14 protein-coding genes are annotated in these 21,065 nt (G+C 70.6%); 5 read left to right on the forward strand and 9 right to left on the reverse strand.

What is annotated here, in order from left to right:
• The first annotated feature begins 80 nt into the window (after positions 1–80).
• Positions 81–1,145 carry a fatty acid desaturase family protein gene (locus tag BLT99_RS13085; RefSeq protein WP_229724392.1) on the forward strand — a complete coding sequence of 355 codons (1,065 nt, stop codon included), beginning with the start codon at positions 81–83 and terminating at the stop codon, positions 1,143–1,145.
• A gap of 35 nt (positions 1,146–1,180) precedes the next feature.
• On the opposite strand, the gene BLT99_RS13090 is transcribed toward BLT99_RS13085, so the two are convergent.
• The 4 genes from BLT99_RS13090 to BLT99_RS13105 form a co-directional block, all read right to left on the reverse strand.
• Positions 1,181–1,519 carry a DUF7882 family protein gene (locus BLT99_RS13090; protein ID WP_092676332.1) on the reverse strand — a complete coding sequence of 113 codons (339 nt, stop codon included), beginning with the start codon at positions 1,517–1,519 and terminating at the stop codon, positions 1,181–1,183.
• A 108-nt stretch (positions 1,520–1,627) separates the two neighbouring features.
• Entirely contained in the window at positions 1,628–4,123 is a 2,496-nt protein-coding gene (locus tag BLT99_RS13095; RefSeq protein WP_092673259.1) for an ATP-dependent DNA ligase, read from the reverse strand.
• A 34-nt stretch (positions 4,124–4,157) separates the two neighbouring features.
• Complete coding sequence (locus BLT99_RS13100) at positions 4,158–6,026, reverse strand: glycoside hydrolase family 15 protein (protein WP_092673262.1); 1,869 nt, start codon at positions 6,024–6,026, stop codon at positions 4,158–4,160.
• Positions 6,027–6,045: 19 nt separating this feature from the next.
• Positions 6,046–7,863: a glycoside hydrolase family 15 protein gene (locus BLT99_RS13105; protein WP_092673265.1), complete on the reverse strand. Its 1,818-nt coding sequence runs from the start codon at positions 7,861–7,863 to the stop codon at positions 6,046–6,048.
• A 127-nt stretch (positions 7,864–7,990) separates the two neighbouring features.
• Between BLT99_RS13105 and BLT99_RS13110 the strand changes: the two genes are divergently transcribed.
• Genes BLT99_RS13110 through BLT99_RS13120 form a run of 3 tightly spaced genes read left to right on the forward strand, consistent with a single transcriptional unit; the run spans position 7,991 to position 10,716 of the window.
• The gene (locus BLT99_RS13110) at positions 7,991–9,340 is read left to right on the forward strand and encodes a glucose-6-phosphate dehydrogenase (RefSeq protein ID WP_092673268.1); all 1,350 of its coding nucleotides are present in this window, start codon (positions 7,991–7,993) and stop codon (positions 9,338–9,340) included.
• 51 nt (positions 9,341–9,391) lie between these two features.
• The gene (gene ku / locus BLT99_RS13115; protein WP_092673271.1) at positions 9,392–10,348 is read left to right on the forward strand and encodes a non-homologous end joining protein Ku; all 957 of its coding nucleotides are present in this window, start codon (positions 9,392–9,394) and stop codon (positions 10,346–10,348) included.
• A gap of 50 nt (positions 10,349–10,398) precedes the next feature.
• Positions 10,399–10,716, forward strand: coding sequence for a hypothetical protein (locus BLT99_RS13120; protein ID WP_092673274.1), 318 nt, complete (start codon positions 10,399–10,401; stop codon positions 10,714–10,716).
• 23 nt (positions 10,717–10,739) lie between these two features.
• Here BLT99_RS13120 and BLT99_RS13125 read toward each other — a convergent pair whose 3' ends face one another.
• From BLT99_RS13125 to BLT99_RS13145, 5 genes are all read right to left on the reverse strand, one after another.
• Entirely contained in the window at positions 10,740–11,858 is a 1,119-nt protein-coding gene (locus BLT99_RS13125) for a hypothetical protein (RefSeq protein WP_092673277.1), read from the reverse strand.
• A gap of 35 nt (positions 11,859–11,893) precedes the next feature.
• Positions 11,894–13,669, reverse strand: coding sequence for a malto-oligosyltrehalose trehalohydrolase (gene treZ, locus BLT99_RS13130; protein WP_092673280.1), 1,776 nt, complete (start codon positions 13,667–13,669; stop codon positions 11,894–11,896).
• Positions 13,666–16,068 carry a malto-oligosyltrehalose synthase gene (gene treY, locus BLT99_RS13135; protein WP_092673283.1) on the reverse strand — a complete coding sequence of 801 codons (2,403 nt, stop codon included), beginning with the start codon at positions 16,066–16,068 and terminating at the stop codon, positions 13,666–13,668. Before treY ends, treZ begins: the two co-directional genes overlap by 4 nt.
• Positions 16,065–18,272 (reverse strand): glycogen debranching protein GlgX, encoded by a 2,208-nt coding sequence (glgX, locus tag BLT99_RS13140; RefSeq protein ID WP_092673286.1) that lies wholly within the window; start codon positions 18,270–18,272, stop codon positions 16,065–16,067. Before glgX ends, treY begins: the two co-directional genes overlap by 4 nt.
• Before the next feature lie 162 nt (positions 18,273–18,434).
• Positions 18,435–18,893, reverse strand: a complete 459-nt coding sequence (locus BLT99_RS13145) for a hypothetical protein (RefSeq protein ID WP_092673289.1) — start codon at positions 18,891–18,893, stop codon at positions 18,435–18,437.
• A 100-nt stretch (positions 18,894–18,993) separates the two neighbouring features.
• Between BLT99_RS13145 and BLT99_RS13150 the strand changes: the two genes are divergently transcribed.
• Positions 18,994–21,054: a PxKF domain-containing protein gene (locus BLT99_RS13150; RefSeq protein WP_157674998.1), complete on the forward strand. Its 2,061-nt coding sequence runs from the start codon at positions 18,994–18,996 to the stop codon at positions 21,052–21,054.
• The last annotated feature ends 11 nt before the right edge of the window (positions 21,055–21,065 follow it).

The following is a 21,065-nucleotide window of genomic DNA, read 5'->3' on the forward strand; positions in this document are numbered from 1 at the left end:
ACACACCGGCTGGGAAGTCGACGACGACGGGCCGGATCATCACGACCATCTCTTCCGCCGTACCCGCGCGCCTCGGCGCGGTGCGCAGCACCACCCCCCGCGGCGATCGGCCGCATGTCACGCAGAGCTACTCGGCGCTCTCCCAGGTCATCAAGGAGAGCGGGCTGCTGCGGCGGACGCCCTGGTTCTACGGGCTGCTCGTGGGCGGGCTCGCGCTCGCGCTCGGCGGGGCCGTGACGGGGTTCGTGCTGCTCGGCGACTCCTGGTTCCAACTGCTCATCGCCGCGGCGCTCGGCATCATCTTCACGCAGTTCGCGTTCTTCGCGCACGAGGCGTCGCACCGCGCGGTCCTCGCCTCGGGCAAGGCGAACGACCGCGTGGGCCGGCTCGTCGCGACCGCGGTGGTCGGCATCAGCTACCAGTGGTGGATGACCAAGCACACCCGCCACCACGCGAACCCGAACCAGCGGGGCAAGGACCCCGACATCGAGTTCGACACGATCTCGTTCACGGAAGAATCCGCGGCCCGCCAACGTGGGCTGATGGGCTGGATCACGCGTCGGCAGGGATGGCTGTTCTTCCCGCTCCTCCTGCTCGAGGGCATCAACCTGCACGTGACCTCGATCCGCTCGCTGTTCGAGCGGCGCGCGATCCCGGGCCGCGCCCTCGAGCTCACGACCATCGGGCTGCGGATCGCGCTCTACGTCGCCGTCGTCTTCTGGGCGCTCCCGCTCGGCATGGCCTTCGCGTTCCTCGGGGTGCAGCTCGCGGTGTTCGGCGTGTACATGGGCGCCTCGTTCGCCCCCAACCACAAGGGCATGCCGCTCGTGCCCGCCGGCGCGAAGCTCGACTTCCTGTCCAAGCAGGTCCTCACCAGCCGGAACATCACCGGCCGGTGGACGAGCCCGCTGATGGGCGGGTTGAACCACCAGGTCGAGCATCACCTGTTCCCGAGCATGCCCCGTCCGCATCTCGCGAGGGCACGCGAGATCGTGCGCGAGCACTGCCGGTCGCTCGGCGTCCCGTACACCGAGACGAGCCTCATCGACTCCTACGGCATCGTGGTCCGATACCTCAATCGGGTCGGCCTCGCGGCCCGGGATCCGTTCGACTGTCCCGCGGCGGGCGAGCTCCGCCGGCGCTGATGGCGTCGACGACGCCTCGGCCGCCGCTCGGGACGCTAGGCGGCCTCGACCGGCTTCGGACCCGGGCGCTCGACCTCGAACTCGCGCAGGTCGATGACGATGCCGCCGCTCGCGTTGGCCGAGCGCATCAGTTCCTCGATCCAGTCGCGGCTGAGTTCGGGTGGCTCGACCGCCTCGAAGACGAAGCGGAGGGGGATGGCCGGGTGCAGCCAAAGCGAGCTGCGGCCGCGCGGCTCGCCGCCGCCGTGCCGCCACGAGAACATGAAGCTCTCGCCGCGACGGAGCTTGGTCGTGATCGCGATCTTGAGGTGCGCGAGGGCCCGGTCGTCGATGTCGACCGGGGTTCCTGAGTCGCCGTAGAAGAGAGTGCCCACGAATCGCACCTTACCCCCCAATGGGGGACGTGGGACCCCCAGGTCGATGATTCCTCGCGTTTTCCTTCGAAATACGAGATGTTCTGCCGAATTCGGATACGCGAGCGATCAGGTCTCGAGCACGACGTCATCCGGGCGCTTGTCGGGCCGCAGCCCGCGCCACCTCGGATGTCGCGCCACCCCGGTCCGCGTCCACTCGCCGAACTCGATCTCGCCCACCAGCTCGGGTCGCACCCACACCGCGTCGACCACGTCGGTCGCCGGGACGTCGTGGAACGGCGCCGCCGCCTCGTGGAGCTCGTCGAGCCGCGCCAGCAGCCGCTCGGCATCACGCTCGCGCAGCCCCGAGCCGACACGGCCGGCGTAGCGCAGCCCGCCCGAGTCGGGGATGCCGACGAGCAACGACCGGATGCGGCCCTCCCGTGCGCCGACGCCCTTGCGGTAGCCGCCGATCACCACCTCCTGGGTGCGGGTGAGCTTGAGCTTCACCCAGTCGTCGCTGCGGACGCCCGGCCGATACGTCGACCGGCGCCGTTTCGCCACGACCCCCTCGAGGCCGAGCCGCCGCGCCTCGTCGAGGGCCGCATCCGGGTCGCCGTCGACGACGGGCGGCACGTCGACGGGCACATCGTCACGCGCGCGGAACAGCCGCTCCAACCGTTCGCGACGACGCGTGTACGGCTCGTCGAGCGTCGGCGTCCCTGCGACCTCGAGCACGTCGAAGAGGTGCAGCACCACAGGCACGGCCTTCGCGGCCGCGGCGATCTCCCGCGGCTTGGTCAGGTTCATGCGCTGCTGCAGCAGCCCGAAGTCGGGCCGGCCGCGCTCGTCGAGCGCGACCACCTCGCCATCGACCACGGCGTCGGCCCGCAGCACGCGCGCGATGCCGGCCAGGTCGGGATACGTCGCGGTCTGGTCGATGCCCTTCCGACTGACCAGCCGGACCGCGCCGTCGTCCACGCGAGCGAGCAGCCGGATGCCGTCCCACTTCCACTCGAGCGCCCAGTCAGCGCCCGCGGCGAGCGCGGCCGTGCCGGGCACGGCGAGCATGGGCGACAACTCGATCGCCGCGGCAGGAGGGTGATCGTCGGAATCCGGCGACGAGATGTCGGAGGGCGTGGGGCCGCGGCGCGCGCGTGACCGCGACGGCCGGGACGCAGCCCACGGCGGTTCGTCCGAGCCCCCGCCCGCGGCATCCGCTCGGCCGTCGCCCGCCTCGGCGTGGTGCTGCTCCTTCATGCGGTGCAGCAGCCACTGGCTCTTCTCGCCCTGGCCCTGCGTGCGGATGAGGGCGAGTCGCACGCGACCGAGCGGCCCGCCGACGCGACCCGTGAGCGTGAAGATCACCTCGTCGTCGCGCCACTTCTCGGTCTCGTAGGTGCCGGTATCCCACACGGTCATGCCGCCCGCGCCGTACTGTCCCTCGGGGATCGTGCCCTCGAAGACGAGGTACTGCATGGGGTGGTCCTCGGTCTGCACGGCGAGGTTGTTGCGATCGGCGGTCTCGGGAACGCCCTTGGGCACGGCCCAGCTCTTCAGCACGCCGTCGCGCTCGAGCCGCAGGTCGTAGTGCAGTCGGCGAGCGTGGTGCTCCTGGATCACGAACCGCGGGTCGCCGTCGTTCGCCACCCCCCACGGCGACTCGGGCATGGGCTCGGGCGTCGAGCCGGCCGTGCGCATCGAGAGGTAGGTGCTGAGCGGGCCCTCGGCGGATGCCGCGGTGACCGCGAGCATCGGATCGCCGCGTTCGGCGACCAACGCGACCACCTCGTCGGCCTCGAGATGGCGGAGATCCGGGTCGTCGAGCTCGTCCCACGTGCGCGGGGCCGCCACGGTCGGACGGAATCGACCGCGCAGCGAGTACGGCGCGATGGTCGTCTTGTTCGCGTTGTTCTGGCTCCAGTCGATGAGGATCCGGCCCTCGCGCAGGCTCTTGCGCATGTTGGAGACGATGAGATCGGGATGATCGGCCTCGAGCGCTTTCGCGAGCTCGTGCGCGACCGCGCTCACCTGCTCAGAGGTCTGCGAGCCGTCGAGCGCGGCGTACAGCTGGAGGCCCTTGCTCCCGCTCGTGACCGGGACCGCCTCGAGTCCCATGTGCTGCAGGATGGCACGGACCAGCCGCGCGACCTCGGCACACTCGGCGAGGCCCATGCCCGGCCCCGGGTCGAGGTCGAACACCATGCGGTCGGGGTTCGCGGGCTCCCCCGACGGATCGAACCGCCACTGCGGCACGTGCAGCTCGATCGCGCCCATCTGCGCGAGCCACACGAGCGTGGCCCGGCTGTCGGCGATCGGGTACGACTTGTCGCCGTCGGAGTGGTGCTGCACACCGCGTCGGATCCACTCGGGCGCGTGCTCCTCGAGGTTCTTCTCGAAGAACGCCTGGGCGGGATGATCGGGTGTGCCGACCCCGTTGACCCAGCGCTTGCGCGTGATGGCGCGGCCCGCAACGTGCGGCAGCATGGTGGGCGCGATCTCGGCGTAGTACGCGATCATCTCGCCCTTGGTCATGCCCGTCTCGGGGTACATGACCTTGTCGAGGCTCGTCAGGCGCAGCCGGCGTCCATCGACGTCGACGAGCTGGTACGGGCCCTGCGCCATGTCCCCATCCTGCCGGATGGCGTCGGTTGGCGGCTCACCAGCCGCGGACGGCGCCCATGGTCGCATCCCGCGCGGCGGGATCGCTCACGCGCGCGATGGCATCGGCCGCCCGCACGAGCGAGAGGTGCGAGAGCGCCTGCGGCGTGTTGCCCATGTGCGCCCGGCGAGCCGGGTCGATCTCCTCGCTCAGCAGGCCGACGTCGTTGGCGAAACCCACGAGCCGGTCCATGAGGGCCGTCGCGTCGTCGAGCCGGCCGGAGGACGCGTACTGCTCGACGAGCCAGAACGAGCAGGCGAGGAACGGGTTCTCGTCGCCCGGCAGCCCATCGACGTCGGTCTCGGTGCGGTATCGCAGCAGCAATCCGTCGCGCAACAGCTCCCGCTCGATCGCCTCCACCGTGCCGAGCATGCGCGGATCGTCCGGCGCGATGAATCCGATCGGTGCAAGCAGCAGCAACGCGGCATCCGTGCCCCCGCCGCCGAAGTACTGCGTGAACGTGCCGCGATCGGCGTCGAACCCGTGCTGCAGGATGTCGTCGCGGATCTGGTCGCGCACCTGCCGCCACATTTCGACGTTCCCGCGCAGGTCGAACTTCTCGACCGAGAGGATGCCGCACTGCAGCGCCGCCCAGACCATCGCCTTCGAGTGCGTGAAGTGCCGCTCCGGTCCGCGGATCTCCCAGATGCCGCGGTCGGGCCGGTGCCAGTTCCGGACCAGGAAGTCGAGCAGCTCCCGCTGCAGCGGCCACGAGAACTCGGTCTCCTCGATCCCCGCGTTGCGGGCCGCGGCGAGCGCGAGCATGACCTCGCCGTACGCATCCCACTGCGCCTGCCGGTAGGCCGCGTTCCCGATGCGAACGGGAGCCGATCCCGCGTAGCCGGGCAGGTGGTCGAGCGTGGTCTCGGGCAGTCGGCGGCCGCCGTCGACGTCGTACATGATCTGCACGGCCGACGGATCGCCCGCGATGGCGCGCAGCAGCCAGGCGCGCCACTTCTGCGCCTCCTCCCGATAGCCGTGGGCGAGCAGGACCTCGATGGTGTGCGCCGCGTCCCGCAGCCACACGTACCGGTAGTCCCAGTTGCGCGACCCTCCGAGCTCCTCGGGCAGGCTCGTCGTCGCCGCCGCGACGATGCCGCCGGTCTCGTCGTTGGTCAGGGCGCGGAGCACCAACAGCGAGCGCTCGACTTCCCGGTGGTACGGCTCGGCGCGACGGCGCCGCCCGGTCCAGTCCTGCCACCAGTCGATCGTCCAGTCGAGCTCGGAGTCCACGTCGATGCCCGACGGAGGGTCGAGGTGCGACGGGAACCGGGTGAGCTTGAGGTCGACGACGTCGCCCGGCTCGACCGTGAACTCGGTGACGTGCGAACCGTCCTCGGCGTGATGCGGCGCCCCCCGGAGGATGACCGCCTCGGGTCCGGCGACCGCGAGCACGGCGCGTCCCTCGGGCTCCTCGATCTGGCGCACCCACGGGCGTTGGCTTCCGTAGTCGAATCGGAAGCGGATCGTGCCGCGGAAGCGCATCGTGCCGGTCACGCCGCGGACCCGACGGATCAGGTTGCGGCGGCCGTCGCGGAAGGGCATGAAGTCGAGCACCTCCACTTCCGCGCCATCCGGCGACCGCCACGTGGTTCGCAGCACGAGCGTGCCCTCGACGTACTCGCGCGTCGGCTCGGCGCTCGACTCGACCGGATGCAGCGACCAGTGGCCCGCCTCGGCGCCGCCGAGCAGGGCGCCGAACATCGATGGCGAGTCGTAGCGGGGCAGGCAGAGCCAGTCGATGTTCCCGTGTCGCGAGACGAGGGCGCCGGCGGCACCGTCGGCAACGAGTGCGTAGTCCTCGATCGGCGTCGGCTTCCCCACGATTCCGACCTGACCACCGCCGCGATCCCCTGTCAAGTCCATCGGCGCGGGTGCTCGGAGATCACTCGCCGCGGACCTCGGGCAGCGTGTCCGCACGCCCTTCGACAACGCGCCCGATCGCGTCGGCCGCACGCACGAGCGTGAGGTGCGAGAGCGCCTGCGGCGTGTTGCCCATCTGCCGCCGATGGATGGGGTCGTACTCCTCGCTCAGCATGCCGACGTCGTTGACGAACGACGTCAGGCGCTGCATCAAGGCCTTGGCGTCGGCGAGGCGACCGGATGCGGCGTACTGCTCGACCAGCCAGAACGAGCATGCGAGGAAGGGGTTCTCGTCGCCGGGCAGGCCGTCGACGTCGGTCTCGGTGCGGTACCGGAGCAGGAGCCCATCGCGCAGCAACTCGTCCTCGATCGCGCGCACCGTGCCCAGCATGCGGGGGTCGTCGGCCTCGATGAACCCGATGTGCGGAAGCTGGAGCAGCGCGGCATCCGTGCCTCGCCCGCCGTAGTACTGGGTGAACGTGCCGCGCTCGGCGTCGAAGCCGCGACGCAGGATGTCGTCGTGCACCTCGTCGCGCACGAGTCGCCACCGCTCGAGCGGGCCGTCCAGCCCGAACTCCTCGATCCCGCGGACGCCGCGGTCGAAGGCCGCCCAGATCATCGCCTTCGAGTGCGTGAAGTGCCGATCGGGTCCCCGGATCTCCCAGATCCCCCGATCGGGGCGCTGCCAGTTCGCGGCGAGGAACTCGAGCAGCGCGGTCTGGAGCGGCCACGAGAACTCGTCCTCGTGCACGCCGGCGATGCGCGCCGCATGCAGGGCCACCATGACCTCGCCATAGACGTCCCACTGCACCTGCGTGTATGCGGCATTGCCGATGCGGACGGGGGCCGAGCCGGCATACCCGGGCAGGTGGGCCAACTCGATCTCGGGGAGGAGGCGGGCGCCCTCCACGTCGTACATGATCTGGATGCGGGACGGGTCGCCGGCGATCGCCCGGAGCAGCCAACGCCGCCACTTCTCGGCCTCCTCGCGGTAGCCGTGGTCGAGCAGTACCTCGATCGTCAGGGCCGCATCGCGCAGCCACACGTACCGGTAGTCCCAATTGCGCGAGCCGCCGATCTCCTCGGGCAGGCTCGTCGTCGCCGCCGCGACCACGCCGCCCGTCTCATCATGCGTCAGTCCCCGCAGGATGAGGAGGGACCGCTGAACCTCGCGGTCGTACGGCGAGGGCGGCTTGCTCCGCGACGCCCAGTCCTGCCACCAGTCGATCGTCCACTCAAGGATTCCGGGCAGGTCGATCGGGACCGGCGGCTCGACGTGCGAGGCGTAGCGCGTGAGGCCGACATGCATGGCCTCACCCGCGGAGACGGTGAAGCGCGCGACGTGCGCCCCGTCCTCGGCGTGGTGCGGGACCCCGCGGATGACGACGGCGTCGGGACCGGCGATCGCCAGGATGGCCTCGCCGCCGTCCTCCGGCACCCGGCGAACCCACGGCCGCAGGTCGCCGTAGTCGAACCGGAGCCGGATCACGTCCTCGAACTCCATGGACCCCGAGATGCCGCGGACCACGCGGGCGAGGTTGCTGCGGCCGTCTCGGAACGGCATGAAGTCGACGACCTCCGCCTCCGCGTCCGCCGTGCGCCAGGTGGTGCGCAGCACGAACGTGCCGGGGACGTACTCGCGCTCGGCACGGGCATCGTCCGCCGTCGGACGCAGGGACCAGTGTCCGGCCTCGGGACCGCCGAGGAGCGCCGCGAACACCGACGGCGAGTCGAAGCGCGGGAGGCAGAGCCAGTCGATGCTCCCGTCTCGGGAGACGAGCGCCCCGGAGGCGCCGTCCGCGATGAGCGCATAGTCCTCGATCGGCGTGGGCTCGATCATGCTGCGACGATGGCCACTGGAAGCGGACGGTGTCAACCCCGTGCCCGATCGCAGCGCCCTGTGCGTCATCGGGCCTAGCGTGGGGTGCACGCGCATGCGCGCGGCCCGGCGGGTGGAGGGAGACCTCATGACGGCGACGGCGACGCTGCTCATCCTGGGCGCCGACGGTGATCTCACCAAGCGACTCCTGCTGCCGGGGCTCGGCACGCTGCTCGCGGCGCACGACCTCGACCTCGAGGTGATCGGGTCGGGGCTGCAGGACCGCACCGATGCCCAGTGGCGCGAGCTCGTCTCCGAGGCGTTCGGCGAGGTGCCGGCACCGCGGCGGGCGCGGCTGGTCGACACCGCTCGATACGTGCGAGCGGATGCGACCGACGCCGACGACCTCTCGCACCTGATCGCCGAGTGCGCGGCGGTGCCCGTGATCTACTTCGCGCTGCCGCCGTCCGTCACAGCACGCGTGTGCGCCGAACTGGAGCGGATCCCCACGCCCGACGGGATGCGACTCGCGCTCGAGAAGCCGTTCGGCACCGACCTCGAGAGCGCCCGGCGGCTGAACGAGCTGCTCACGCGGATCGTTCCCGAGCGTCAGATCTACCGCATCGACCACTTCCTGGGCAGGGCCACCGTGCTGAACATCCTCGGGACGCGGTTCGCCAATCGCCTGATCGAGCCGATCTGGAACCGGGACGTGATCGAGCGCGTCGAGATCGTCTACGACGAGACGCTCGCCCTCGAGGGCCGAGCCGGCTACTACGACCACGCGGGAGCGCTCGTCGACATGATCCAGAGCCACCTGCTCGCGGTCCTGGCGCTCATCGCCATGGAGCCCGTCGACCGGGTCGACGAGGTCGTGCTGCGCGACGCGATCGCGACGGTGCTGCGCGCGACGGCCGTCTGGGAGGACGACCCCGTGGCGTCGAGCCGTCGCGCCCGATACAGCGCGGGCGAGATCGACGGGCGCGCCCTGCCCGCGTACGCCGACGAGGAAGGCGTCGACCCCGACCTCGGGACCGAGACGCTGGCTCAGGTCGTCGTCGGAGTCGACACCGACCGGTGGCGCGGCGTGCCGTTCCTCCTGCGCTCGGGCAAGGCGCTCGGGCGGGGGCGCAAGATCGCACGGGCCGTGGTCCGCGCCGCGGCGCCCATCGAAGGGCTCGAAGGGCGACCGCACTCGGACTGGATCGAACTCGACCTGCGCTCGGGCGAGGTGCAGATCGGCCTGACGATGAACGGTGGCGGCGACCCCTTCGCGCTCGAGCAGACGACGCTCATCGCGCAGCAGGTCCCCGGCGCACTCCTGCCCTACGGCGAGGTCTTGAAGGGCATCCTCGGCGACGATCCGACGCTCTCCGTCCGCGGCGACGTGGCCGAGGAGTGCTGGCGCATCATCGAGCCGGTGCTCGCCGCCTGGCGCGAGGGGCGGGTTCCGCTCGACGAGTATCCCGCCGGATCCGACGGACCCGCGGACTGGTAGGCGGGCCGCAAGGGGTACCGCTCGCGGCATCCGCGGGTGTGTACTGGGGGCATGCGAGCCGTCTGGAAGGGGGCGGTCACATTCGGCCTGGTCAATGTGCCCGTCAAGTTGTACAGCGCCACGGAAGACCACGACGTGTCACTGCACCAGGTGCACGACAAGGACGGCGGGCGCATCAGGTACCAGCGCGTGTGCGAGATCGACGGCGAGGTCGTGCCGTACCAGCACATCGACAAGGCGTACGACGACGGCGAGCGCACGGTCATCATCACCGATCAGGACCTCAAGGCGCTGCCGGCCGAGCGCAGCCGTGAGATCGAGGTCGTCGAGTTCGTGCCGACCGAGCAGGTCGACCCCATCCGCTTCGACAAGAGCTACTATCTCGAACCCGACTCCGCCTCGAACAAGGCGTACGTGCTGCTGCGCGAGGCGCTCGAGTCGACCGAGCGCACCGCGATCGTGCGGATGGCGCTGCGACAGAAGACGCGACTCGCCGCGCTGCGCGTGTTCGGCGACGTGCTCATGGTGCAGACGCTGCTCTGGAACGACGAGGTCCGCGAGGCGAAGTTCCCGTCGCTCGACGAGAAGGCCCGGATCAGCGACAAGGAGCTCGAGCTCTCCAAGCAGCTCATCGAGAGCCTCTCGGGCGACTTCGATCCCGAGCAGTTCGTCGACGAGTACCAGCAGGAGCTCCGGACGCTCATCAAGGCCAAGCTCGAGCAGGGTGACGCGATCGACACCGCCGCCACGTTCGGGGAGCAGCCCGAGAAGGAGGAGGGCGGCGAGGTCATCGACCTCATGGAGGCGCTGCGGCAGTCGATCGCGGCCAAGCGGGGCGGCTCCGATGAGAAGCCCGCGAAGGCCTCGAAGTCGACCGCGAAGTCGGGTTCGGGGGCGGCCGCCAAGCCGGCGGCGAAGTCGACGGCGAAGTCGCCCGCGAAGAAGACGGCATCCGACGGCGCCGCCAAGCCGGCCGCGCGACGGAAGACCACGAAGAAGGCGGGCTGACCGCGCGTCAACCCCTGTGCGCGGGCCGAGCGCCGCCGTACCGTGACGGCATGAGCGACAACGACGACATCCTCTCGCGCTTCGCCGCGGGCGAGGGTGAGCACCTCCCGCCTGCTCCGGAGCGCGTCGACACCTCCGGGTCGAGCGACGACGTCCCCGGCGCGAACACCAACCCCGACGACGATCGCACGAGTCCGGCCAGCGAGGCCGAGACGGCGGCCAAGCAGGCCGACCCCGTGCCCGAGCAGGTCGTGGACGACGTGGATGCCCGCGACATCCGTGCCGTGCCGGGAACCGGCGGCCCCGACGACGCGGGCGACGTCGACGTCGACCCCGACGAGCTGAACCTGCCCGGTCACCCGAGCTGAGGCGCAGCCGCGCAGGCCGGGACTCAGCCGGCGAGGCCGGCCGCGATCTCCTCGGCGACGTCGACGGCCCACGCCTCCTCGGGCGCAGTCACTTGGATCCAGTCGGGACCGACGAGGAGGTCGACCCCGCACGTGCCGTACGCTGCATCGCACCGAAGGAGTGCGCGGTCGGCACCGGGGACCGAGATCTCGGATGCCGCCGGGACGAGCGCACCGGCGTCCTGGATGCGCTCGAACGCCCACAGTCCGCCGCGCACCCAATCGGCCGCCACCACGATCTCCTCGACGTCGGTGGGCATCCACCGGCAGCCCAGGTCGCCCGCGATGGCCCGGGCCTCGGCCCATTCGCTCCATCCGCCGCCGGTCGTGACCGCGACCAGTCCTGCCGTGCCGGTGATCGACTCCACGGTCGCGAGCGGAACCAGTGCGTCGCAGTCCGCCGGAATCGATGACTCGATCGCCGGCGCCGGTGCGGGCGGGCCCGCCGCGTCCACGGCCGCGAGGGCCGCGTCCGCGAACGCCGTCGCGCCGGCCGGGAGGATCGTGCCCGGGCCGGCCGAGCCGAAGATCTCGATCCAGGCGCCCGATGCGCCGACGCGCCGGATCGTGCAGAAGTCGGGCCCGCAGGACGTCGCGTCGGCCGGCAGGCCGGCGCTCGCGGCGCGCGAAGACCACCCGGTGTCCTGCTCGGGCACCACGGTCACGAGCACGCCCGCATACGCCGGATTGCCGCCGTACTGGCTGTTGTACGGCTCGCCGTTGCTCCATTCGCACGCCAGGCCGCCGATGCTGAGGATCGAGGTCATGCGCGGCACCGCGATGCCCGCCGACGCGGCGGTGACCAGCGGGTCGACCGGCTCGAGCGGCACGTCGAACATGTCCGAGACCGCCTGGGTCGGTACGAGTTCATCGCACGACAAGTCGTACCGGGACGCGGGCTGCGCACCCGGCCGGGAATCCGGCTCGGCCGTCGGCGTGCTCGTCTCAGGCGGCGGCGCGGGGTCCGTGGACGGTGCTGGCGCGGCCGGACTGGCACACCCGCTCGTGATGAGCGCGGCGAGCGCGAGGATCCCGGCGGCGAGCACGGGCTGCGGGCGGCGGATCGTGGCGCGGGCGCGTCGCCCGGCGTTCGGGGTCTCCATGGCCGGAGGCTAGTGAACCACTGCCGCGCGCGTCCTCAGTGGTCGCCCCGAGATCGCGCGACCGCGACGACCGCGGCGGACTCGCCGGGCAGCACGAGCATGCCGTCGGCCGCCACGACGTCGGCGATGGCCGGACCCGTGCTGAGGAGCACCTCGGCGGGGCCGTCGAAGCCGACCTCCCAGGGCATGAGACCGAGGTTCGCGAGCACGACCACGCGCTCGGCGGCGTCGGGTGCGCCGCGCTCCATGCGGAACCGCCTGGTCGCGTCATCCGCCCAGGCGCTGGTGTGCGCGAACGCGGGATCGGTGAGCTCGGGCCGGGCGCGGCGGAGGGCGAGCAGGCGACGGTGGAGGTCGAGCAGCCGCGCGTGCGCGCCATCCGGATCATCGGGTTCGGACCAGTCGAGCTTGGAGCGCTCGAAGGTCGACGGGTCCTGCGGGTCGGGCACGACGGACTCGTCCCATCCCATGCGCGCGAACTCGGCCATGCGGCCCTCGGCGGTCGCGCGGCCGAGCTCCGGTTCCGGATGCGACGTGAAGAACTGCCAGGGTGTCGAGGCGCCCCATTCCTCGCCCATGAACAGCATGGGCGTGAACGGGCTCGTCAGGTTCAGCACGGCCGCGACCGCGAGGCGGCGCTCTCCCAGCGCCGGCGAGAGCCGGTCGCCCGCCGCGCGGTTCCCCACTTGATCGTGGTCCTGCGTGAACGTCACGAGCCGCCACGTCGGAACGTCGGGATCGATCGGCCGGCCGTGATCGCGGCCCCGGAACGACGAGAACGTGCCGTCGTGGAAGAACCCGCCCGAGGTCGTCTTGACGAGCGCGTCGAGCGGTGCGAAGTCGGCGTAGTAGCCCGCGATCTCGCCCGTGAGGGCCACGTGCATCGCATGGTGGTGGTCGTCGCTCCACTGCGCGGTGAGGCCGTAACCCCCGGCCTCGCGGGGCATGATCAGGGTGGGGTCGTTGAGATCGGACTCGGCGATGAGCGACACGGGCCTGCCGAGGTGCGCCGAGAGCGCATCGGCATGCTCGGCGAGCTCGCGCAGGATGTGCCGCTCGGATGTGTCGCGCAGCGCGTGCACCGCGTCGAGCCGCAGCCCGTCGACGTGGAAGTCGCGGAGCCACATCATCGCGTTGTCGACGATGAACCGTCGCACCTCGGGCTCGTCGAGGTTCAGGGATTCACCCCACGTGTTGCGCTCGGCCGCGCGCAGGTACGGCCCGAACCGGGGCAGATAGTTGCCGCTCGGCCCGAGGTGGTTGTACACCACGTCCTGGATCACCGCGAGGCCGCGCGAATGGCAGGCATCGACGAACCGCTGGTACGCGGCGGGCCCGCCGTACGCCTCATGCACCGCGTACCAGAGCACGCCGTCGTAGCCCCAGTTGTGCGTGCCGTTGAACGCGTTGACCGGCAGCAGCTCGACGAAGTCGATGCCGAGCTCGACGAGGTGGTCGAGGCGGTCGATCGCCGAATCGAGCGTGCCCTCGGGCGTGTACGTGCCGACGTGCAGCTCGGAGATCACGCCGCCCGCGAGCTGGCGGCCCGTCCACGCGGCATCCGCCCACTCGTGCGCGCCGAGGTCGAATACGGCGCTCGCCTCGTGCACGCCGTTCGGCTGCCGCCGTGAGCGAGGATCGGGCAGCGCGCGATCGTCGTCGTCGAGCACGAAGCCGTACTCGTCGCCCGGGGCGAGCTCGACATCGGCGTGCCACCAGCCCCCGTCGCCGCGTTCCATGGAGAGGTCGGCTTGTGCCTCGCGGCGGAGGCCGACGCGAGCCGGGATCGGCGCCCAGACCTCGACGCTCATCGTGCCTCCTCGGAGTCGGCCGGAGCGAGCAGCGCCACGGGATACGTTGCCAGTACGTCCGCGAGCGGCAGCGCGCCGCCCTCGTATCGCCGACCGGTGAGGACGTCGACGAGCGGCTCGTGCCGCGTGATGACGACCGTGTCGCCCCACGCCCCGGGCGGGGCGCATGCCGCAGGTTCCGCGCCCACGCGCGCCGCCAGCCCGATCGGCAGGCGCGTCGCGACAGTCACGGCCCCGCCGCGGTCGAACGCGATGGCGTGCCGCGAGGCGAGGTCGACGACCTCCAGCCGGCGGTAGCGGGTGAACCACTCGGGCCGATCCCGGCGCAGTCGCAGGGCGCGCGACGTGACGAGCAGCTTCGCGGCCGCGCGCTCGTCGACGGGCGGCAGGTCACCGCGCGTGACCGCGTCGTCGAGGTCGGCGAGCATGCGCCGCCGAACCGCGAAGTCGACCGGCCGCCGGTTGTCGGGGTCGACCAGGCTCGTCTCCCACAGCTCGCTGCCCTGGTAGACGTCGGGCACGCCCGGCATGGTCAGCTGCAGCAGCTTGGCCGAGAGCGAGTTCGACCAGCCCGCGGGGGCGAGCCACGCGACGAACGCGTCGAGGCGCCCGCGCACCGCCGGGTCGTCGAACGCCCGGTCGATCACGTCGTGCATGCGCGCCTCGAACGCCTCATCGGGCCGGGTCCAGTGCGTCGAGACGGATGCCTCGCGTGAGGCCTTCTCGGCGTACGCATGCGCTCGCCCGCGCTCCAGCGGCCATGCGCCGACGAGCGCCTGCCACAGCAGGGCGTCGAACGGCCCGTCGCCGGTCGACCCTGCGCCATCCGACGATCGCAGCCATTCGAACTCGGCGGCCCAGCGCTCGGGCGCCTCGGCGAGCGCGTCGATGCGTGCCCGCACGTCCTCGCCGCGCTTGGTGTCGTGCGTCGACAGCGTGGTCATGGAATGCGGCCACTCGGCGAGGCGTCGTTCCTGCCGCGCGTGGAACCGGTCGACGGTGATCGCGAACTCCGACGGGTCGCCGCCGACCTCGGTCAGCGACCCGAGTCGCGTGTACCGGTAGAACGCCGTGTCCTCGACGCCCTTGGCCATGACCATGCCGCTCGTCTGCTGGAACCGGATCGCGACCGGATGCGCAGGGTCGGCGAGGACGGGCATGAGCGCGTCGATCGTGCCGCCGAGCTCGGGACGGTGCGCCCGCGCCATCCGCGCCGCCTCGTCGAGGTGCTGCCGGCCGGCCGGCAGGTACGAACGGTAGACGGGGAAGCACGCGAGCAGCTCGGCGAGCGCATCGGCGGCATCGGCCGGACGGGGCTCGGGCAGCAGGCGCTCGAGCCGGAGCACCTCGCTGCGGAGGATCCCGTCGGCGACGCCCCGCTTGGTGCCGTGGATGAGCTCGTGCCAGTCGGTCGCGCCCGCGATGCCCGTGGCCTCCCGGAGGCGCGCGTCGAGCGCGTCGAGCGCGTCCTCGCCGTCGGGGTCGATGAGCACGCGGTCCACGTCGGCGAGCGCGTCGTACCCGGTCGTGCCGTCGGTCCGCCAGTGCGGCGGCAGCGCCTCGTCGCCCTCGAGGATCTTCTCGACGAGCACGTACGCGTCGCCCGTCGCCGCCGCCAACCGGTCGAGGTAGGCCCCCGGCGCGGCGAGGCCGTCGGGATGGTCGACGCGCAACCCGTCGGCGAGGCCGTCGCGCACCCAGCGGACGATCTCGGCGTGCGTCGCGTCGAAGACCGCCGGGTCCTCGACTCGGATGCCGGCGAGCTCGTTCACGGCGAAGAACCGGCGGTAGTTCAGCTCGGCGTCGGCGCGTGTCCAGTGCACGAGCTCGTAGTGCTGGCGTGCGTGCACCGTCGCGGCGTCGACCCCGTCGGCCTCGTCAGCCGAGCCGGGAGCGAGCGGGAACCGATGGTCGAAGTAGCGGAGCTCGCCGTGCTCGACGCGCAGGTCGCCGGCGGCGGCCGCCTCCTCGACCGTGCCGCCCAGCAGCGGGATCCGCACTCGCCCGCCCGTGAGCGCCCAGTCGACGTCGAACGCCTCGGCGTACGGGGAGTCCGTGCCGTGCTGCAGGAGGCTCCACCACCACGGGTTCTGCGCGGCATCCGCCACGCCCACGTGGTTGGGCACGATGTCGACCAGGATGCCGCGGCCACGGCGGTGCGCGGCATCCGCCACCGCGTGCAGGCCAGCCGCCCCGCCGCGCGCCCGGTCCACCTCGCCATGCGCGATGACGTCGTAGCCGTGATCGGACCCGGCACGCGACGGCAGGATCGGCGAGAGGTAGATCCAGTCGGCGCCGAGCGCGTCGAGGTAGTCGACGACCGCTGCCGCATCGTGCAGGTCGAACGACGGACGAACCTGCAGCCGATACGTCGAGCGCGGTTCGCGGGCCGGGGTCACCTGCCCGCCTCGGCCTTCGGCGCCGGCGCCTCCTCCTTCGAGGCGGCCACCATCGCCGACAGCGACGCCGCGACGGAATGGTCGACCTCGTCGGGGGTGGGGTCGTGCTGGCAGAGCACCACGAGCGAACGCTGCTCGAGCGGGATCGTGCCGCCCGGCTGGATCGGGTCGCTGTCGGCGCGCTTGCCCGCCGTGTCGATCAGCACTTCCCATTCGGGCGAGAACTCGTGCATCGGCAGGGTGAACTCGACCGTGTCGTCGTGCGCGTTGAAGAGCACGATGAAGTGCCGGTCGACGATGCGTTCGCCGCGCCGGTCGCGCTCGCGGATGCCCTCGCCGTTCAGGAAGACGCCGATCGCCCTGCCGAAGCCCGCGTCCCAGTCCTCGGGCTCCATGGTCGAGCCGTCGGGGCGCAGCCACACGATGTCGGGAACCGGGTCGCCCTCGCCGCGGCGCACCGGACGCCCGTCGAAGAACCGGCTGCGCCGGAAGGTGGGGTGCTCGGCGCGCAGCTTCGCCACGGCTGCCGTGAACTCGATGAGCGGCTGGTCGGCGTGATCCCAGTCGACCCAGCTGAGTTCGTTGTCCTGGGCGTAGACGTTGTTGTTGCCCTGCTGGGTGCGGCCCAGCTCGTCGCCGTGGAGGAGCATCGGGACGCCCTGCGAGAGCAGCAGCGTGGCGATGAAGTTGCGCTGCTGGCGCGCGCGCAACGTGAGGATGTCGGGGTCGTCGGTGGGCCCCTCGACGCCGAGGTTGTAGGAGCGGTTGTGCGATTCGCCGTCGTTGTTGTCCTCGCCGTTGGCGTCGTTGTGCTTCTCGTTGTACGAGACGAGGTCGCGGATGGTGAAGCCGTCGTGCGCGGTCACGAAGTTGATGGATGCCACGGGGCGGCGGCCCGAGTGCTCGTACAGGTCGGCCGACCCGGTGAATCGCGACGCGAACTCACCGAGCGTCGCGGGTTCGCCGCGCCAGAAGTCGCGCACGGTGTCACGGTACTTGCCGTTCCACTCGGTCCACTGCGGAGGGAAGTTGCCCACCTGGTAGCCGCCCGGGCCGACGTCCCACGGCTCGGCGATGAGCTTGACCTGCGAGACCACGGGGTCCTGCTGCACGAGCTCGAAGAAGGCGGCGAGCCGGTCGACCTCGTAGAACTCGCGCGCGAGGGTGGACGCGAGGTCGAATCGGAAGCCGTCGACGTGCATGTCGAGCACCCAGTACCGCAGCGAGTCCATGATGAGCTGCAGCGCGTGCGGGTGGCCCACGTTCAGCGAGTTGCCGGTGCCCGTGTAGTCCATGTAGTACCGCTTGTCGTCGTCGACGAGCCGGTAGTAGGCGGCATTGTCGATGCCGCGCATGGAGAGCGTCGGCCCGAGGTGGTTGCCCTCGGCGGTGTGGTTGTAGACGACGTCGAGGATCACCTCGATGCCCGCGGCGTGCAGCGACTTGACCATCGCCTTGAATTCCTGCACCTGCTCGCCGCGCTGGCCGGTCGACGCGTAGGCGTTGTGCGGCGCGAAGAACGCGATGGTGTTGTACCCCCAGTAGTTCGACAGCCCCTTCTCCTGGAGCGTGCCGTCGTTGACGAACTGGTGCACGGGCATGAGCTCGATGGCGGTCACGCCGAGCTTGACGAGGTGGTCGATCACGACGGGATGCCCGATGCCCGCGTAGGTGCCGCGGATCTCGTCGGGGATGCCGGGAAGCGACTCGGTCAGTCCCTTCACATGCGCCTCGTAGATGAACGTCGAGGCGTACGGCGTCTTGGGCTGGCGGTCGCCCGACCAGTCGAAGAACGGGTTCGTCACGACCCCGAGCATCATGCTCGCGGCCGAGTCGTCGTCGTTGCGGCCGTCGGGCTTGCCGAACGGATAGCCGAACAGCGACTGGTTCCAGTCCAGCGCGCCGTCGACCGCCTTCGCGTAGGGGTCCAGCAGCAGCTTGCTCGGGTTGCACCGCAGCCCCTTCGCCGGGTCGTTCGGCCCGTGGACACGGTAGCCGTAGCGCTGGCCGGGCTGGACCTGCGGCAGGTAGGCGTGCCAGATGAAGGCGTCGACCTCGATGAGCTCGACCCGGGTCTCGACGCGGTCGTCGTCGAACAGGCAGAGCTCGACGCGCTCGGCCACCTCGCTGAACAACGCGAAGTTCGTGCCGTTGCCGTCGAACGTCGCACCCAGCGGGTAGGTCGATCCGGGCCAAGTGTGCAATTCGTCCCCCAACGGTCAGCCTCACGCCATCGTAGGCGGCGCACACCTCCGCCCGGGGCCGCTTGACAGCCGGCGCCGCTCGCACGAACGGCCGGAGTGCGGGCGTTCCGCACTCCGGCCGTTCAGGAGGTCGGGGGATCGGCGTCATGGACGCCGGGCCGGCTACTCCTCGTCGGACGTGCAGACGTCGGCCACGGCCACAGCCGCTTCCTGCACAGCGGTCTGCTGCTCGGCCTGGGCGTCGGGGTCCTGCTCGACGACGGTGGCCTCGGGGTCCTCCTCGGACGGGCCCTCGGTCAGGCCGTCGGCGTACTCCGACACGCCCTCGAGCGTCGCGGTGAAGTCGTCGACCGCGCTCTCGAGGTCGTCGCTCTCGGCCTCACCGGCAGCCTCTTCCGAACGGGACTTCGCCTCGTCGAGGTACTCCTCCAGGTCGTCGACCGATGCGGGATTGGCCAGGTTGTTCTGCACGCCGTTCGAGATGTCGCGGACCTCGGTGGCAACGGTGGTGCAGTTGTCTTCGGACGAACCAGCGCTGTCACCGCCTCCATCGGCCGCGCACCCCGACAAGGCGAGTGCACCGGCGAACATGAGTACGGCGGGCATGGCGAGACGTCGCATCGCAGACTCCTTCGTTCTCGTGAAACAGAGTGGAGTCTACGCTTCGCCACCGACTTCCCGCACGGGGCCGAGCCGCACCCCCAGATCGGGGCCTGTTCAGGTGTTTGAACGCCTGAAACGTTCTTCCGAGGCCGGGATGCCGCTTACCGTCGAGGATGGCCTGCCCGCCCGGGGCGCGCCGCGGACCCGAAAGCGGAACTCCCTCATGCAACGAACCCTGACCCGAACGGGAATGGCCGGCGCGTTCGCGGCGCTGACCGTGGCGTCGGTCCTCGGCGCCTCGCTCGTCGCCTACGCCGACAATATCCAGGGCACGATCACCGACAGCGTGTCCGGTGCACTCGTGCTCGAGGCCGGCACCGGTAAGGCCGGCGCTGGCGGAATCCGAGTGATCGGTACCGGCGGCGATGGCGACCCGATGTGCAATATCGACTCTGGCGACCCCCCGTTGGTGCTCGACATCGTCACGCCGCAGGGCATCACCGCCTCACCCGATCCCCTCACACTCACCGAATGCGATAACACGTTCACGCCGGTGTACTTCACGGCGTCCAGTACGGCGGTGAGCGGTGTCGTGACGGTCACCATCCAGTCGGCTCCCGCCGGTGGTTTCGACAATCAAGTGAAGATCCCGATCACGGTCACGTACCCCAACACGGCTCCGAAGGTTTCGGTGGAGGGAGTGACGTCGGACCTCTACGAGATCGGATCCGAGCCCACTCCGACCTGTTCGGTGATCGACGCGGAGGACGACCCGATCACCATCCCCTCACCGGTGATGACCGGCACGCTGACGAACGGCTTGGGCACGCTCACCGCGACCTGCGACTACACCGATAAGGGCGGCCTGAAGGCGACGACCGCGTCGGCGACATACAGGATCGTCGACACCGGGAAACCGACGATCTCACACGTCCTCTCGCCCGCTGACCCGAACGCGAACGGCTGGTTCAAAACCCCCGTCGGGATCGATTTCACGTGTGCAGACGGTGGCTCTGGCTTCCAGTCGTGCGGGCCCGACACCACACTCGGCGACGGCGCCGACCAGACCTACACCGGCACCGCTGTGGACTGGGCGGGCAACACCGCGACCGACGTCGTCTCGGGCATCAACATCGACTCGGTCGCTCCCGGCATCAGCGCAACGCTGAACCCGGCCGCACCCGACGGTTCCAACGGCTGGTACCGCACGGCGGTCCAGGTGGGCTTCGAGTGCGCCGACGCGCTCTCGAAGATCGACACCTGCCTCGGCAGCACGACGATCACCGACACGTCTGCCGGCAGCGCCACTGGAACGGCGACGGACCGAGCGGGCAACACCGCCACGACCTCGGTCTCGGGCCTGAAGGTCGACACGGTCGCCCCGACGATCGAGGGCAGCTACGCACCCGCGAAGCCGGAAAGCGGATGGTTCAAGACGCCGGTCACCGTCCACTTCGAGTGCGACGACGAGACGTCCAAGATCGCAGGCTGCACCGACGACACCGTTCTCGGCGAGGGTGAGGACCAGTCGGTTTCCGGCACGGCTACCGACGTCGCCGGGAACACGGGAAACGACACCGTCTCGGACATCGATGTCGACCTCACCAAGCCTACGTTGGCGTTCGTAGGGGACTTCGGCTCGAAGCACTACTTCGGAGCGGTGCCGTCCGCGCCGAACTGCATCGCCGAGGACGCGCTCTCCGGTCTCGTGACGCCGTGCAAGGTCACCGGCGGTGGGACTGAAGTCGGTACGCACAAGTTCACCGCGACGGCGATCGACCGTGCCGGCAACGTCGCGACGACGTCGCTGACCTACGAGGTACTCGCCTGGAACGTCAAGGGCTTCACCAGCCCCGTTGACATGGCCGGCGTACTGAACACCGTGAAGGGCGGCAGCACCGTGCCGATGAAGTTCGAGATCTTCGCGGGAACGACCGAACTGACGTCGCTGTCGGAGGTCACGAAGTTCGCCGCGGCGGAGGTCACGTGCGTCGGCTCGGACGTCATCACCGACGAGATCGAGTTCACCGTCACCGGCGGCACGCAGCTGCGGTATGACGCCACGGCGGGGCAATACATCCAGAACTGGGCGACTCCGAAGAAGCCGGGGTCGTGCTACAGGGTCACCATGACCGCTCGAGATGGCTCCTCCATCGCGGCAATCTTCAAGCTGAAGTAAGGCTCCCCAGA

It is taken from the genome of Agromyces flavus, from assembly GCF_900104685.1.
In the GTDB taxonomy this organism is placed as follows: domain Bacteria; phylum Actinomycetota; class Actinomycetes; order Actinomycetales; family Microbacteriaceae; genus Agromyces; species Agromyces flavus.